Below are 15,876 nucleotides of genomic sequence, written 5' to 3' on the forward strand. Positions count from 1 at the left end.
CCGGCCAGCGTCGCCATCTGCGACTGGCTGCCGTCGGAAATTACCTGAAAGCGCCCTTCGCCGGCCTGTATGTCGCGCGCGAAGCCGGGCGGAATGACCAGTCCCAGGCTGGCATGGCCACGGTCGAGCGCGTCGGTCAGCGCGGCGTCGCTGTCCAACAGGACCACCACCTTGAAATAGGGTTGTCGCAGGCGGGCGATCAACTCGCGGCTGTCCGGGCTGCGCGACAGGTCCAGCACCGCCACCGGGTAGTTCTGGATGTCCATGCTGATGGCGCGCCCGGCGATGTACACCGCGCCCAGGAATCCCCAGGCCAGGATCAGCAGAATGGCCCGATCACTGGCCAGCTGGCGAAACTCCTTGAGCACCATCGCGCCAAGCCGGCCCCACATCAGCCGATCCTCTTGCGCAGCAGCAGCAGGGCCAGCCCGTAAGCCACCGCTGCGTAGACCGCAATCGCCGCCAGCGACGGCCAGTAGAAGTCGACACCAAGTCCCTTCAGGTAGCTGCCACGGACCACCGTCATGAAATGCGTGGCGGGGATCAGCCGGGAGATGAATTGGCCGAGCGGGTCCATGGCCGCGACCGGCGTGAGGAAGCCGGAATAGTTGAAGGCCGGTGTGACGGTGACCAGGAAGGTGGTCAGCATGGCGGTGAGCTGGCTACGACTCAGAATCGAGATCAGCAGGCCGACGCCGATGGTGCACACCGAATACAGCACGGCGCCCAGGCTCAGGATGACGAAACTGCCGACGAAACGGACCTCGAACACCAGCCGGGAGATGGCGTAGATCAACAGGTAATCGAGCAGCGCCACGGCCAGGTACGGCAGCAGCTTGCCCAGAATGATCTCGATCCGGCGTACCGGTGAGGCGTAGAAGTTGAAGATGGTGCCGGATTCGGTCTCGCGCGCGATCAGCAGCGCACCCAGGATCGCCGGGAACAGCATCAGGATCAGCACCAACAGACCCGGCACGATGGTGTTCTTGCTCTCCAGCGACGGGTTGTACCAGACCGACAGGTCCATCTGCACCGGCAGTATGACGTTGTCGCCACCCAGCGCCAGGCGCAGCAGGCGCTGATTGTAGAGGCCGTTGACGGCCGCAACGTAGGCGTTGATGACCCCGGCGCGAGTGGGGAACGAGCCGTCCACGGTAACGCCGACGCTGGCCGGTTGTCGGCTGGCGATGCGCCGCCCGAAATCGGGCGGGATGTCGATGATCACCCGTGCCCGCCCCGAGCGCAGCCAGCGTTCCAGAGTCGGCGGGTCGGTTTCGACGCCGACCAGGCTGAAGTACTCGGAATGTACGTAACTGTCGATGTAGTCGCGGCTGTAGGGCGAGCGGTCGTGGTCCGCAAATACCAGCGGCAGATTTTTCACATCCAGCGACAGGCCGAAGCCGAACAGCACGATCATGATCATCGGGATCACAAAAGATAGTCCCAGGTAGATCGGGTCGCGCACAAGTTCGCGCGTTTCCTTCACGGCGATGGCCGAGGTTCGGCGCAGCAGCTTACGCACGGTCCGCCTCGTCACGGCTGACGAAGTGTACGAAGGCTTCTTCCATGCTCAGACCGAGCTGGCGAGGCTGGCCATCGATGCCGGCCTCGCGCATCAGCGTCACCGCCTGGGTGTGGTCTGTGTCGGGCCTGGCGGTCTGCCACTGGATGCGCCGACCGTACAGCATGGCGCCCGGAAACGCCGCATGCAGCGCCTGGTAGGCGGTCGCAAAGTCCGGCGCATCCACGGCCAGTATCGGACCGCCTTGCTGCTGAGCGCGCTCGCGCAGCTGGGCCGGTGTGCCGCTGGCGATCAGCCGGCCCTGATGCATCAGGCCGAGGCGATCGCAGTGCTCGGCCTCGTCCATGTAGTGGGTCGATACCAGCACGGTGATGCCGCCGCGCCGCGCCAGCAGGTGCACCAGGTCCCAGAATTGTCGACGCGCCAGCGGGTCCACGCCGGAGGTCGGCTCGTCCAGAAACAGCAATTTCGGTTCGTGCAGGAGCGCCGCGGCCAGGGCGACCCGCTGGCGTAGGCCGGATGGCAGGTCGCGGGTCAGGCGCTGCATGTGGCCGGCTAGGTCGAGGCCGGCCAGCAGGGCCGTTATCCGGTCCGTACGCTGTGCCCGCGGTAGACCATACAGGCCGGCGTACAGGTCCAGGTTCGCACTCACCGACAGGTCCCGGTACAGCGAGAAGCGCTGGGACATGTAGCCGATGCGGGCCCGCAACTGGCGCCGCTGGTGTCCGCTGGCAAGATCAATTCCCAGCACCTGGGCGCGGCCGGCGCTGGATGGCTGCAGGCCACACAGCATCTTGATCAGCGTGGTCTTGCCGGCGCCGTTGGGACCGAGCAGGCCAAATATCTCGCCGGCCTCAATGGTGATGTCCACCGCGTCCACGGCAGTGAAATCGCCAAACCGGCAGGTGAGTGCCTCGGTGTACACCGGGGACGTCGCGTCCGGCCGATTGCCGGTGGTCGCCATCAGGACGCGGGCCGGGTCACTGCGCGGGTTTCCCTGTGCCGGGCCGGTGCGTGCCAGCCGGTGGACGAACACGTCTTCCAGGCCGGGCGCGATGTCGTGTACCTGAACCGGTCCGATGCCGGCTTCGCTCAGGCGGGCCGCCACATCGACGCCTCCGTCGTCCAGCAGCACGTGTACCTCGCGGCCGAACAGGGCCGTGGCGAGCGTCTGCGGCCAGGCAGCGAGCTGCGGCAGAAGTTCTTGCGGCGGCACGCCGGCCACGCTCACCAGGCGACCGGGCAGGGCGGCGCACAATCCTTGGGGCGTGCCCTCGGCGATCAGCCGGCCGTGTTCCATCAGGCCGACGTAGGTGCACCGTTCGGCTTCGTCCATGTAGGAAGTGGTCAGCAGTACCGTCACTTCGCGCGTGGCGACCAGGTCCTGGATGATGGTCCAGAAATCGCGGCGCGAGATCGGGTCCACGCCCGTGGTCGGCTCGTCCAGCAGCAGGATGTCCGGCAGGTGAATCAGGGTGCAGATCAGGGCCAGCTTCTGGCGCATGCCGCCCGACAGCTTGCCGGCTGGCCGGTCCAGGAATGGCGCCAGGCGCGTCATCGCGAGTAACCGCTGGGCATTGGCGCGAAAGTGCTCTTCCGGCACCTGGCGCAGGGCGCGGAAAAACGCGATGTTCTCGGCCACGCTGAGCGTGTCGTACAGGTTAAGCCCCAGCCCCTGCGGCATGAAGCCGATCAGCGGCTTGACCGCTTCGGGCCGGCGCAGCACGTCGATGCCCCCCACCTCGGCGCGGCCGGAGTCGGCCGATAGCACGCCGGCCAGAATCTGCAGGATGGAGGTTTTGCCGCAGCCGTCCGGGCCGATCAGGCCGTACACGCGCCCTTTGTGTACGCTCAAGGACACGTCCCGTACCGCCTGCACACGACCACGGGAGTAAGTTTTGTGCAGGCCATCGACGCGGATGAGAGCCGGCCGGAGGGCGCTCACGGCGTGTGGACCGCCTCGCCTGCGCCCTGGTCTTGCTCCTGGGCGCCGGCGTCGATGCGACCGTCGGCCGGCATGCCCGGCTTCAGCACACCGCCCGGGTTTTCGGTCAGCGACAGCTCGACCGCGAATACCAGCTTGACGCGCTCTTCCTTGGTCTCGACGTTCTTGGGCGTGAACTCGGCGGCGGTGGCGATTCGGGTGACCTTGGCCGGGAAGGCGCGGTCCGGGTAAGAGTCGACGCGCACCTGCGCACGTTGGCCCAGGGCCACGCGGCCGATCAGCGGCTCCGGTACGTAAACCTTCAGGTACAGGCGATTCAGGTCCACCAGCGAGAACAGTGGGCTGCCGGGCGTCACCTGCTCCCCAAGCTCCACGCTACGGGTCAGCACCACGCCGGCAAGCGGGCTCGGGATGTCGAGGTAGCTGACCTGGGTGTCAAGCTCGTCGCTCCGGGCGAGTGCCTGCTCAACTTGTTGTGTCATGGCGGCGATCCCTTCATCCAGTGCAGCCAGACGCCGGTCGCCCAGTCGGGATAGCTCCAGCGCTTTATCAGCCGCGCTGACTGCCGCCAACGCTGCCAGCTCAGTCTTGGTCGCGAGTTCGGCCCGCAACTGGGCAGTTTCTGCCTGCTGCGGCGAGGCCAGCTGCCGTTTTGCAAGCGTGGTCAGGCGATCCGCGTCAGTCACCGCCTGGCTGCGGTCGGCGTGGGCGGCGGCAAGACGTGCCCGCGCTTCGGTCAGCGTGGCCCGTGCCTGGTCGATGCGCAGCGGCAGTTCTTGCTGCGCGACTTCGTAGTCGATGCGCTGGCTGGCAAGTTGGTGTTCCAAGGCCACCGCCTGCGCCCGCGCCGACCGCTGGCGGTCCAGCAGGGTCATCTCCTCCAGGCGCGCCAGTAGCGCTCCGGTAGTCACCGACTGCCCCTCGTCCACCGGCAGTTCGGCGACCGTGCCGCTCACCTTGGGCGTAATCTGCGTGATGCGGCCCTCGATACGGCCGCTGGCCTCAATGACCCCCGCTGGCGGTCCGCCTGGTAGCAGGCGTAGCGTCAGGACACCAGCCAGGGCAACGCCGACGATGGCGGCCAGAGCAAGCGGGATGATTTTGCGCGGCATGGGGGAGGGTGTCCGGATGAAGAGGCCGCAACAACAGCGGCCGGGATGCATCGGGCAGTGACCGCGGTGCAGGCGTTGCAAGGGTGGCGCGCGCCGTAATACCGCGTCAACGAGGGATTTGCGTCGGCTTGATAGCGCTCAAGCCGCGATCGGCGAGCTTTCTAACATGGGGGTGAGCCCGCCCACCGCGGCAGCAATTACCTCTAAACTCGTCATTGTCTGGCCACGGATGGCTGACCTTAAACAGGGGCGAACGGCCCTTCATCACCATCCGAGGCTGGGGAGTCGCTTATGTGTCAGGAAGTCGGTCATGCCGTGCAGTTGGCCCTGTCACGGCGCGGCTTGCTCAAAGCGGGTGCTGGAGCCAGCCTGGCGGCGCTGTCGTTGATGCTCGGCGGCGCTCCGGTCTCAGCGCTGGCCGCCCCTCCCAGTACTGGCGATGGGGCGGCGGATTTCGATACGCGTCTGATCCTGCTGGGCACGGCCGGAGGGCCGGCCTGGTTTCCCGGCAGCAGCCGGCATGGCATCGCCTCGGCGCTGCAGGTGGGCGACCTGACCTACATGGTCGATTGCGGCGACGGCGCCGCCCGGCAGCTTGCCACCGCGCTGCTGAGTAGCAGCCCCAAGGCGAATCCGTTCCAGCTGCTGGAGCCGCTGCGGGCGCTGTTCTTCACTCACCTGCATTCCGATCATGTGGTCGATTACAACAACCTGCTGCTACAGGGCTGGACGGCCGGTGTCGGCCGGCGTCTGCCGCTGGAGGTGCTCGGTCCGGGGCCACGGGGCGAATTGCCGCCGGTGTTTCAGGTGCCCGGCCAGCCGCGCGCGGAACCGGAGGTGGTGTTTCCCGACGCACCCACGCCTGGCACCGTTCAGATGACCGATGGCATTTTTCGCGCCTTCGCGACCGATTTGAACGATCGCGTTCGCGATTACCTGTGGCCGGACCTGCGCACCCTGGTGAGCGTCAAGGACATCGCCCTGCCGACCATCCCCGGTTTTCGCAGCCCCAACCAGACCCCGGCGCCGGACATGGAGCCGTTTACGGTCTGGTCGGATGCCAACGTTCGTGTGACGGCGACGCTGGTCGAGCACGCGCCGGTGTTTCCATCGTTCGCGTTCCGCTTCGACAGCGAGCAGGGCTCGGTGGTGTTCTCGGGCGACACCGGCCCGTGCCAGAACCTCGTGCGCCTGGCACGCAACGCCGACGTGCTGGTACACGAGGTGATTGACGCCGCCTGGGTGGACGCGCTGTTCCCGCCGCCGCAGGACGAGGCGACCCAGGCGCTCAAGCACCACCTGTTGTCCGCACACACGTCCATTGAGGATGCCGGCCGCATCGCCGAGCAGGCCGGCGCCAAAACGCTGGTGCTCAGTCATGTCATTCCGCACAACGTGACCGACGATCGCCTGCGTCTGGCCAGCCGGCATTACTCGGGCCGGCTGGTGCCCGGGCAGGATCTGGCGCACATCGGGGTGGGGCGCCGACGCGGCGCTGGCGCCTAAATGATCGGCGGCAGCAGCGGCACCAGACCGTCGCTGTTCAGCAGGGCGACTTTCTTGTAGGCAATCTGCCAGTCGTCACCCTGTCGGCGCAGGCGGTATTCGCACTGTGCCGGCAGGGTGTCGAGTACCTGGTCGCGGCGCTGGTCGTTTTCGCGGTACAGATAAATCACCTGGTTGCAGGCGATGTCGGCACTGTCGCCATCGGCGCGCTCCAGCAGTACGTTGCTGACCGTGTGCACGCTGCGGATGGGCGGGTCGCCCACCCAGTAAAACGGGCTTTCGGCCCGCTGCAGGCGGTCTTCGACCATCGGCGGTGTGGCGTAGACGATGGAGCAGTGCTGCTGTGGGTCACCGTCGGCGTCGCCGTTGGGCACCCAATAGATGGCATCGTCGGTCAATAGCTGCCGCCAGTCGCGAAACTTGCGCTGGTCGAGCATCCGCAGTTCGCGGGACAGGAAGGTTTCGGCTTGAGCCTGGTTCATGTCTTTCCCCTCAACCAGCCGCCGCGAGGCGGATGCGGCTGGGCACTGGCGCCTTGCCCTCCATTAACCGCCGGTATTCGTAGTAGGGCGCGCGCTGCTGGGTTTCTTGCGTGTGGTGCCCAAAGCGCAGGCCCCCGGGAGTCGTTTCCTCGGACTTGAGCCCGCGATTGAACAGCACCCAGGGCGCGGTCCAGGCCTCCATGCCTTGCTGAATGCGGTCGAAGGTGGCCAGGTCGTCCGGCCCGCCGGCGCCCCCAGGGCCATAAAAGAACTCGTGCTCGCGCACCCGGCGCTGGTTGATGGCGGCAGGCGCACCGACCATGGACGTATGGTACTGGCGGACCTCGGTACGATCGGCGGCCAGTGGCCGGATCACCCGAACGTGGTATTCGAGAATCGCCATGTTTGGGAACAACACGATGTTGAAGCGATGGCGCAGCGCATCCATGGCACGCTCGCGGCCGTGCGCGCTGATCAGCAGTTCGACGAACTCGGCTGGCCAGCGCTCGTGCACCTGCTCGTCGGTCAGGGTGTAGTTCTCAATGATGTTGTGACCGAAGCCCAGGTCGTAGGCCTTCATGGGCAGGTTCTGGTACTGCTTCATGATGGGCACCCATTTGGACATGATGTCGATGGCGGTGCGGTGGTTGTGCCATACGTGGTAGCCCTCGACGCTGCCTTCGAGCTGCGCCTTCCAGTTGCCGCGGTACCGATGCTTGTAAATGCCCGTGAGCCCGACCGTGATTTCGCCGGTCGGCGACAGGTCGCAGTAATAGTCGATGTACTTTTTGGCCGGCCCGATGTGGGTGTCGAAGTCATGCACGTCTGCATTCAGGCTGGCGAATACAAAGCCGCGGTAGCTGCCCACGCGTGGTGCCACCGGCAGGCCAAGGCCGGAATAGTCCAGCTCGCCGTCGTTGTACCCGCGCGGCAGGCCGACTGCCTCCAGGCTGCCGTCCAGGCGATAGGTCCAGGCGTGGTAGGGGCAGGTGAAGCTCTCGGCGTGTCCGAGCTCGCGGGGACACACGGTGGCGCCGCGGTGCGTGCAGCGGTTGGCGAACACGTGAATCTTGCCCGCCATGTCGCGGGACATGATCACCGGCACCTGGCCGATGAAGCTGGTCTTGTAGTCGCCCGGGTTCGGCACCTCGCTGCCGTGTCCGACGTAGACCCAGGTGGCATGGAAAATCTTTTCCATTTCCTCGTCGAAGATCGCCGGGTCGCGGTACAGCGAGGCGTGGTTGGCCTCAGGGCGGGACAGGTCGGGGGTGTAGTGGCCCATGGTCTTTCTCCTCGGTCTGCACTTGACGGCAGGTTGGTTACGTCTAGGGAAGCTATGAGTGCATGATGCCGATTTGTAACCGGCTTCCGGCAAGCTCGCGTCTGTTACGCCGAAGCGGCGCCCGCCGCCACCAGTGCGCCCGGCACCACGCAGTACGGCAGGCACTCGCCGCAGCCCGTGCACTCATCAGGTACCACCTCGAACCAGTGGTGGATGTCGTGCAGCTTGGGATGCACCGCGTCTTCCGGGCATACCTCGCGGCACAGTCCGCAGCGGATGCATACCGCGGTGTCGATTTTGAGCTTGTTCCCGGCGAGCGTCATGCGGCCGCTCCCTGCTTGGCGCGCGCCAGCGCGTCGGCCAGCGTGGGTGCCCAGGGCTTGAGCAGGAAGTCGAGGGTGTCCTCGATGGCGCGCTGGTCTTTTTCGGTCAGCGCGTAGACATCCATCTGGTATTTGCCCTCCATGAAGTGCATCAGTTCGTCCACGTACTGGCTGAGGTTGTCGTGCAGGTCGAGCGGGTCGTTCATGTAGCGCATGCGCACCTGGATCCCCAGGCACGCCGAGCCTTCGAAAAAATAGTGCTGCGCGGCGCGCGCCAGCGGGTGGATGTGCGGAAACATGGCCGTGCAGCCAAAGTACGACAGGATGCCCAGCGTGTTGGCGTCGGCGCTGTCCATGAGTTCTTCTTCGCGTTTGACGTAGCCGCCGCGCAGCATCACGTCGGCGTGCAGCATGCCGTGCTTGACCTCGTCCCACACCTGCTGGGCACGCATGCGTTGCAGGTCGATGTAGCGTTCCTGGTCTTCCAGGGACACCGACAGCAGTTGCGTGGACATCTGTTTGATCGACATCTGCGGGCCTTCGCCGGCATAGCCGGCCAGTACGCTGCTCCACAGCCACTCGCGGGTCGGGGTTTTGGCGTCTTCCTGCGCGGCCTTGACGGCCGACATCGTCATGCCGTTCCAGGCCGGGATGCAGCGCTCGGTAATGTGCATGCGAAAGTCGTAACCGGGCCCGGAAAAGCCGGTCGGGTAGACCCAGGTGTCGAGAAATTCCTGAAGGATCGGGTGCAGTTCCATGATCGGCCTCCTGCTTCAGTTGCCAGTGCGCGGCGCGCGGCGCGGCCAGCGCTTGTCTTCGGTCCACACCCGCGCGGGCGGCGGCACCAGCGACAGGCCCGACACTGTCTCCACGATCGAAGCCGGCGCCGGGCAGTACATCAGGCATACCGTGCAGCCGGGGTAGGTGCAGCGGTCCATGTCGATCTCGTGCAGGTGCTTGGGGCCGGGGTCGATGACCACCGCGTTCAGGTTGATTTCCCGGCACACCACGTAGCACATGCGGCACTCGGTGCATTTGTCGTGGTCGATGCGGATGGCGATTTTTTCGGGTTGTGTGTTCATGCTCATCGCTCCTCAGTCCAGGCCGCGCGGGATTTCGATGTGCCCGGTCGGTGTGACCTCTTCGACCCCCAGCACCTGCCCGCCGATCTCGTCCAGCACCGCCAGGTAGTCCCGCCGCGCGATGGCTGCCGTGCGCCGGCACAGCTCCTGATCGACCGGCTTTTCCACGAAGCGCTCCACCACGAAGCGGCCCATCTGCACGTGGCTTGCTGTCTCGGCGATCAGGCCGTCGAACAGCGTGCGCAGCGCCGGGTCCGGAAACTGCGCCGCGAAGCGCTCCAGCCAGGCCAGTTCCACGAGCTTGGCGCCCAGGTTCAGGGCCGCCATGCGTATGTTGTGGGCGTAGTTGGCCAGCGCGCGCAGCGTGAACACGAAATGTCCAATACGGCTCGCGATCACGAAGCGGCCGTTGGGATGGCGAAACACGGCGCGTTGCGTCGGTGCCAGCCCGCGGCGCAGGATTTCGTCCACCAGCACCATCTCGTGCGTGGAGTCGTCGTACAGCTGCTTGGACAGCAGATAGTCCACCGACGGCGGGTATTCGTTCACGTTAAGGCCCTGTGCCCAGCCGCCGTAGACGTAATACATCAGCCGCTTGAGTACCCACAGCCGACCGAGCAGCCGGTAATACGCGGCCTCGTCCAGCTCGCCGCGCCGGGCCGCCTCCAGTACCAGATCGAACGGCGTGTGCGCGCCGTCCGCGTGGCCCGCCTCAGTCAGTTCCTGCGCCAGCGCCGCGCCAGGCAGGCGGGTGGGCTGATTCATGCTCGGTTTCCCCTCATCCGTGATGTACGCATGCTGGGCTTTGTAGCGCCTGCCCCGTTGTCACGCAAGGGGGCGGTGACATTGCGCGCGGGCAACATATAGACGGGGCGGCCGCCTGTCAGTGGAATCTAGCAGCCTGTTGGACTTGGGGCTGATCTACTGCGCAGGAGGGAGAACAGTCCAAATTTCCCCGATTTTTCCTTACATGGAAACACCATGCGCGTCAAAATCGTGAAAATTTGTCCTCGTTCTCCCACCGTGCTCGCTACGATCGTCCAAGTCCGACAGGCTGCTAGCAGGGATTTTGCAGGGCTACTGATACCGGAAACCTGCGCTGGCCGGCTCCCGTGACAGGGCGGGCGGGAAGCCAGAACAGGCGACTGCGCGATTCTGCCGAGGCCGCTCCGGTGTGGTTTCTGTTATGGCTGGCGGCGGCTTTTCAGCGAAACGACGCCAGGTCGGGTTCGGCCTGCCAGTCAGGCGTCGACGGATTGAGCAGGCCATCGAGGGTCTGCAGGTCGTCTGCATCCAGGCGCCAAGCGCCAGCGGCGACGTTTTGTTCTATCTGGGTGGCGCTCATGGCGCCGGCGATGACGCTGCTCACCACCGCTTGCGACAGCAGCCAGGCGAAGGCAAGCTCCAGCAGAGTGCGACTACGGGCAAGGGCAAAGTCGTTGAGCGAGCTGAGCAGGCTTTCGTTTTGAGCCGTGCGCAGTCGCTTCACGGTAGGGCTGCCGGCCGCGCCACGGGTGCCGGGAGGGGGGGCTTCGCCGGGCCGATACTTGCCACTGAGCAGTCCGGCGGCAAGGGGGAAGTAGGGCAGAAAGCCGATCTGGCGGGCCTCGCAAAACGGCAGCAGTTCGAACTGCGCGCCACGCACCAGCAGGCTGCACTGGTTCTGCGCGGTGATGAATGCGGGCAGGCCCAGGCGCTGGGCCGCGCCGAGTGACTCGGCGTGGCGCCAGGCGGCGTAGTTGCACTGGCCGATGTGCCGCACTTTGCCTTCCTGAACCAGCGGCGCGAAGGCTTCGAGGATTTCGTCGGCGGGGGCCTGCGCCGCTGGGAAATGCAGTTGCAGCAGGTCCAGGTAATCGGTGTCCAGCCGTCGCAGGCTGGTTTCGCAATGGCTGCGGACGCGCTGGGCGATGCTCTCGCCTTCAGCCAGCTGAAGTAGATGACATTTACTGGCCAGGATCACCTCGTCGCGTCGACCCGCCAAGGCCTTGCCCAGGAACTCCTCGCTGTGCCCATCGTTGTAGATATGGGCTGTGTCGATGAAGTTGACGCCAAGTTCCAGCGCCCGGTTGACCGTGGCGGTACTGGACGCCAGATCCTGCCGCGGTGGGCCGAACACATTGCCACCCAGGCCCACGGATGAAACCTCAAGGCCGCTGCTGCCAAGTTGTCGATATTCCATGCCGCTCCCTCCGGATCGATGCGTGTTACCAGGCGGGTAATCCGCCATCCGTGTATCAGCATAGTGCCGGGGGCGGATATCAATCCAGGCGGTGGACTCGGTAACCTGATGCTTGAACGGCTTGCAGGGGTTCTGGACGGGTATCCGCGATGCCGCTGCCGCCTGCGTCGGTCGGCCTAATCGACAGTTCGCGTCTCACGGATGTCCCGCAGTTCGAGCACATTATCGGGTCGGCGCGTGCGATCCGGCTCGCTCGCCTGAGCCACATTGTGTGGCGCCGGTCGGCCGAAATAAAAACCCTGCGCTTTATCGCAGGCGCTGTCGCGCAGGAACTGCGCTTGCTCGGCTGTTTCCACGCCCTCGGCAACCACGGTAAACGCCAGTTTTTTGCCCATGGCAATGGTGGCTTCGGTCAGTTTTCTGTCCTCGGCGCTGTGGGCGTAGTCGCGGATGACGCTGCCGTCTATGTTGACGGTATCGAAGCGGAATTTTTTCAAGGTCGACAGGGACGAATAACTCGCGCCAAAGTTGTCCACCGCAACCCGCACCCCTGCGGCCCTGATCCGGTTCAAAATCGATACTGCCTGATCGACATTGGTCAGGAGCACGGTTTCTGTAATGCTCAGTTCCAGGAGGCCGGGTTCAACTCCGGTTTTCTCGATGATCTGTGCCAGGTCAACGGCGAAGTGGTCGTCGGAGAACTGCCGTGCCGACAGATTGATCGACATGGTCAGCCGCCGGCCTCGTGACTGAAGTGCGATGCATTCCCGGCACGCGGTCTCTATGCACCATTTGCCGATCGGCAGGATGAGGCCGGTTTCTTCGGCCAGCGGGAGAAACTGCATCGGCAGGACCAGGCCCAGTTGCGGGTGCTCCCAGCGCAGCAGCGCCTCCATGCCGGTGACTTCGCCGGTACTCAGGTCACACTGCTCCTGGTAGTGGAGCCGGAACTCCTGGCGCTCCAGAGCCTGTCGGAGCGAGGACTCAAGCGTCAGGCGCTCAAGAGAACTCTCACTTCCGGACTCGGCATATAACTGAAAGTTGTTCCTGCCTTTTTCCTTCGCGCGATACATGGCTAGGTCGGCGTTTTTCAGTAACGACTGTTCGTCCTCGGCGTCCCGGGGGTACTGGCTGACGCCGACGCTGACCGTGACCCTGAACTCGTGTCCGAGCAGGTTGTAAGGCTTGCTGACCGACGCCAGAACGCGGCGGGCGAGGTTCAAGAGGTTTTCTTCGTCGCATTCTTCCGCCACCAGAACGACGAACTCGTCGCCGCCCAATCGGGCGACCATGTCACTGCCGCGCACTGCGTCGCGCAGACGCCGGGCAACTTCCTTCAACAGTTCATCTCCGGCGTCGTGCCCCAGCGTGTCATTGATGAGCTTGAAACGATCGAGGTCCAGGAACAGAACCGCCACCTGGCGATCATGCCGTTTGGCCAAGGTCAGCATCTGGTTCAACATGACGCTGAAAAAACCCCGGTTGGGCAGGTCGGTCAGACTGTCGTGATGGGCGATATATTCAATACGCTCGGCGTGCGCGATCTGCTCCCGCGCCGCGCGTTGCCGGCTCTGCTGAAGCTGCCAGCTCAAACGGCCAAGCAGGGCCAACAGGCCGATCATCAGCACGCTGGTGGTGAGTCCGCGCACCATATAGCTATGCGCCCTTTCGGCGGCTGGACTGAGCTGCTCCTGTTCCGATATTCCGGCCACGACAGCAAGTGGAAACTCATACAGGGTGCGCGTCGCGGTGTAGCGTTGGACCTGGTCCCAGCTGTTCAGGGTCAGCGAAACCCGCGTCGTCTCATCCTCACCGAAGTCGTCCCCGGCCGCCTGAATCACCTGTTGGTAGTCGATTTGAGAGCCCGCGGCAACGACATCACCGCTGCGGCTGGCCCGAAAGATGCCATCCGTGCCCAGGAGACCCAGGAAGCCATGTTGCCCCAGCTTGGTCTGCTCATACCCGCTGACGAAGTAGGACGCGTCGACCGAAATGATCACCGCCCCGCCAAAGCTGCCATCGGGCTGGTCCAGGCGGCGACTGAACGTGAGGGTCCAATCCTGCGAATGCGGATGGGGTTGTGGGGCCCCGGCCGAGAAAACCGCCTGTTCGCGCTGTGCCTCGAAGTAGTCTGCGCCAGCGACGGTCGCCGGGCCGTCCTGCCGGGTGCTTGAGCGGATGTTGCCGTCGGCATCGGCGACGCTGACGGTGAATAGAAAATCCGGGAGTAAAAGGGTTTTTTCTCCCAGCTCGACCAGGACCGAGTCAAGGTCCTTCGATTCGTGGGCGTAGGCGACGAACTTCAGGGTGCGGTCGATTTCGCGCAGCGCGCGCACGATCTGCGCTTCATACGTTTCCGTCAACTCGCGGGTGGAAGCGATGGCTGCGGCCCGCGCGTTGGCATATTCGAGCCTGATCATGCTCGCGGTGGTTATCCATAGAACTCCCAGCACCAGGAGGGTGATGATGGGGAACAGCACCACCGGCTCGGTGCTGCGGCTGAGCCCGTGACGCAGGGTATGCAATACGCTTGCGAAGACTTTCCTAATGGACATGATCAGGCATCCAAGTGGATGACAGCCGGGGCTACTGGACCATCAGTGGCTTGACCCGCGCGTCCACGGCGGCCGGGTCGATGTATCCGATACCGCCTGGCTGAGCGGCCAACGTGTTCTTCACCTGTTCGTCGTCGCTGGCCACCCTCGGTGGCTGGCCCCGTCCGGTAAAGATCATCTTGGACCAATGCGCCCTGATTTCAGCCGGCTGTTTGTTGCTGATGTCGCGGTAAAACTCAAGTCGCTGCGTCGAGCCTTCCGGCTGGTCTATGGGTACGGCTTGCGCGCCATTGGGAAAGCGGTTCGTCTTGCCCAGAAAAATGTTGGAAACATCGTTTCGGGAAAGCGTGGTGGCGGGATTTTGTGCCGAGACGATGATGACCACATCGGCGGCGGCGACGCTGTCGGCAACGGCAAGCAGGATACCGAGTACTGGGAATCCTAACGCCTTGATGAAAGACATGCGTATCCCCCCAGGCGATCAGAATACGAAGTCAAGGGCAATGGAGAACAGGTCCGCGTTCCCGCCCGGTCGGAAGCCAGGCTGCAGGTTGCCGAACCGACCAGCGGACGCGTCGTCGAGGCGAATATGCTGGTACTCGAACTTGAGCGCGGCGGTATCGAGCAGGTCCCACCGCACACCTAAAGCGACACTTTTCTGGGACGGAGCACCGGCGGCCAAAGCCATATTGAGACCGGTGTTCAGCGCGCTTGCCCCGCCCAGCAGTGGACCAGGCGGCAGCCCGGCGAGGGGTATCCCGGACTCCGAGGGTGTTTTTGCGTTGACTTCCGCCACGCTGATGTACGGCATCATCTTGCGCACGTGGTATCCGCCGGTGATGTACCAGCCATTGGTTTTGGGGAGAACGGCGGCGTCCGTCAGATGGGCCCACTCGCCCATGAACAGCCAGTTTCCGGGAGTAAATCGCGTGGCTACGCTGAAGATTTCAAGCGGTGTATCCCGGACATCGTATTGGTTGGCCAGTGCATGGGCGCGGCTTCCTGCCACGGGAAAACCGGCCATCGACAGGGCATTGCCAAGGCCGGACAGCCCGTTGACCAGGCTGTCGAGGTCTGACGAGTCGAACTTGAGGTCGACATAGAGGTAGCTCAGGCGCACGGTTAGCGTTTCATACTCTATAGCGTCACTGATAATCCAGGCGTGTTTGCCAGTGATGCCGAGATCATCGACAGCCTTGAATTTGTTGCCGCCATAGCTGACCTGAAAGGAATTCACAGCCGGTCCGACATTGGTGTTCCAGGCCAGATCCACCCCATCCAGATGCGTGATGGGCACCATGCCATAGATTTCACGCGGTCCGCGTATCCAGGGGTTTGCGTAACCGACGTTGGCGGTGTCGGACATCATGAACATCGGTGCAATGGTACGGCCGATCCGAACACTCAGACCAGGCGACAGCTGGTACTTGATGTTGGCCCACTCGATTTCCGGGGTCCAGGAATTGTCGTAACGATGCTTGGAAACCACCTGCAGGACCGCAGATAGCCTGGGGTTGAACTGGATGTCCAGTTGACCGCCTACCTTTGTATCCAGACCCATATCCCAGCGCCGGGTGTGCCCCGAGCCGTTGGGTTGCAGAAACACATCCGAGACCATGTCGGCATGATCCTGGTCCAGGCGGGCCGCGCCCACGGTTCCGAACCCGCGGAAGGTAAAGTCCGGCGAGCCGAACGTGTCGCCGTTCGCCGCGCCGACACAACCCACCAGAACAGCCACAGCGAGGGCGGCCCGCCTTAAGCGGCCGGTTGCCGTGCTCGATACACGTTCAGGATTCGGGGCTGAAGGGGTCATAGATTTCCCATGTGTTCTTAATTTAGTTTCTATATGCGATGGCTTGGATGCTCGGATTAGGTAGGAGGCACA

The 15,876-nt window shown here is 64.2% G+C and carries 15 protein-coding genes; 1 reads left to right on the forward strand and 14 read right to left on the reverse strand.

The window, feature by feature from the left end:
- The 4 genes from ABZF37_RS00005 to ABZF37_RS00020 all read right to left on the reverse strand — a co-directional run.
- A partial coding sequence (locus ABZF37_RS00005; RefSeq protein ID WP_372715402.1) for an ABC transporter permease occupies positions 1–392 on the reverse strand: 392 nt, incomplete at its 3' end.
- On the reverse strand, positions 392–1,522 hold the full coding sequence (locus ABZF37_RS00010; protein ID WP_372715403.1) for an ABC transporter permease: 1,131 nt from the start codon (positions 1,520–1,522) through the stop codon (positions 392–394). The genes ABZF37_RS00010 and ABZF37_RS00005, both read right to left, overlap by 1 nt.
- The gene (locus ABZF37_RS00015; protein WP_372715404.1) at positions 1,515–3,467 is read right to left on the reverse strand and encodes an ATP-binding cassette domain-containing protein; all 1,953 of its coding nucleotides are present in this window, start codon (positions 3,465–3,467) and stop codon (positions 1,515–1,517) included. Before ABZF37_RS00015 ends, ABZF37_RS00010 begins: the two co-directional genes overlap by 8 nt.
- A complete protein-coding gene (locus tag ABZF37_RS00020; RefSeq protein WP_372715405.1) occupies positions 3,464–4,579 on the reverse strand; it encodes an HlyD family secretion protein in 1,116 nt (371 codons plus the stop codon). Before ABZF37_RS00020 ends, ABZF37_RS00015 begins: the two co-directional genes overlap by 4 nt.
- Before the next feature lie 291 nt (positions 4,580–4,870).
- Here ABZF37_RS00020 and ABZF37_RS00025 point away from each other — a divergent pair, with 291 nt between their 5' ends.
- Complete coding sequence (locus ABZF37_RS00025) at positions 4,871–6,085, forward strand: MBL fold metallo-hydrolase (protein WP_372715407.1); 1,215 nt, start codon at positions 4,871–4,873, stop codon at positions 6,083–6,085.
- On the opposite strand, the gene ABZF37_RS00030 is transcribed toward ABZF37_RS00025, so the two are convergent.
- The 10 genes from ABZF37_RS00030 to ABZF37_RS00075 all read right to left on the reverse strand — a co-directional run bounded on the left by ABZF37_RS00030 (position 6,082) and on the right by ABZF37_RS00075 (position 15,804).
- Entirely contained in the window at positions 6,082–6,567 is a 486-nt protein-coding gene (locus ABZF37_RS00030) for an aromatic-ring-hydroxylating dioxygenase subunit beta (protein WP_372715409.1), read from the reverse strand. The genes ABZF37_RS00025 and ABZF37_RS00030 overlap by 4 nt on opposite strands.
- 10 nt (positions 6,568–6,577) lie before the next feature.
- Positions 6,578–7,849: a Rieske 2Fe-2S domain-containing protein gene (locus tag ABZF37_RS00035; protein ID WP_372715412.1), complete on the reverse strand. Its 1,272-nt coding sequence runs from the start codon at positions 7,847–7,849 to the stop codon at positions 6,578–6,580.
- A gap of 104 nt (positions 7,850–7,953) precedes the next feature.
- Positions 7,954–8,172 carry a 4Fe-4S binding protein gene (locus tag ABZF37_RS00040; RefSeq protein ID WP_372715414.1) on the reverse strand — a complete coding sequence of 73 codons (219 nt, stop codon included), beginning with the start codon at positions 8,170–8,172 and terminating at the stop codon, positions 7,954–7,956.
- Positions 8,169–8,930 (reverse strand): hypothetical protein, encoded by a 762-nt coding sequence (locus ABZF37_RS00045; RefSeq protein ID WP_372715416.1) that lies wholly within the window; start codon positions 8,928–8,930, stop codon positions 8,169–8,171. The genes ABZF37_RS00040 and ABZF37_RS00045 overlap by 4 nt, the downstream gene beginning before the upstream one ends.
- Before the next feature lie 15 nt (positions 8,931–8,945).
- Entirely contained in the window at positions 8,946–9,254 is a 309-nt protein-coding gene (locus ABZF37_RS00050; RefSeq protein WP_372715418.1) for an ATP-binding protein, read from the reverse strand.
- Between the two features lie 12 nt (positions 9,255–9,266).
- A complete protein-coding gene (locus ABZF37_RS00055) occupies positions 9,267–10,019 on the reverse strand; it encodes a hypothetical protein (RefSeq protein WP_372715420.1) in 753 nt (250 codons plus the stop codon).
- 439 nt (positions 10,020–10,458) lie between these two features.
- Positions 10,459–11,436, reverse strand: coding sequence for an aldo/keto reductase (locus tag ABZF37_RS00060; RefSeq protein ID WP_372715422.1), 978 nt, complete (start codon positions 11,434–11,436; stop codon positions 10,459–10,461).
- 176 nt (positions 11,437–11,612) lie between these two features.
- Positions 11,613–13,991, reverse strand: a complete 2,379-nt coding sequence (locus ABZF37_RS00065; RefSeq protein WP_372715425.1) for a putative bifunctional diguanylate cyclase/phosphodiesterase — start codon at positions 13,989–13,991, stop codon at positions 11,613–11,615.
- A 31-nt stretch (positions 13,992–14,022) separates the two neighbouring features.
- On the reverse strand, positions 14,023–14,454 hold the full coding sequence (locus ABZF37_RS00070; protein ID WP_372715427.1) for a substrate-binding domain-containing protein: 432 nt from the start codon (positions 14,452–14,454) through the stop codon (positions 14,023–14,025).
- An 18-nt stretch (positions 14,455–14,472) separates the two neighbouring features.
- Entirely contained in the window at positions 14,473–15,804 is a 1,332-nt protein-coding gene (locus ABZF37_RS00075; RefSeq protein WP_372715429.1) for a hypothetical protein, read from the reverse strand.
- Positions 15,805–15,876 lie beyond the last annotated feature (72 nt).

This window comes from Immundisolibacter sp. (genome assembly GCF_041601295.1).
In the GTDB taxonomy this organism is placed as follows: Bacteria; Pseudomonadota; Gammaproteobacteria; order Immundisolibacterales; family Immundisolibacteraceae; genus Immundisolibacter.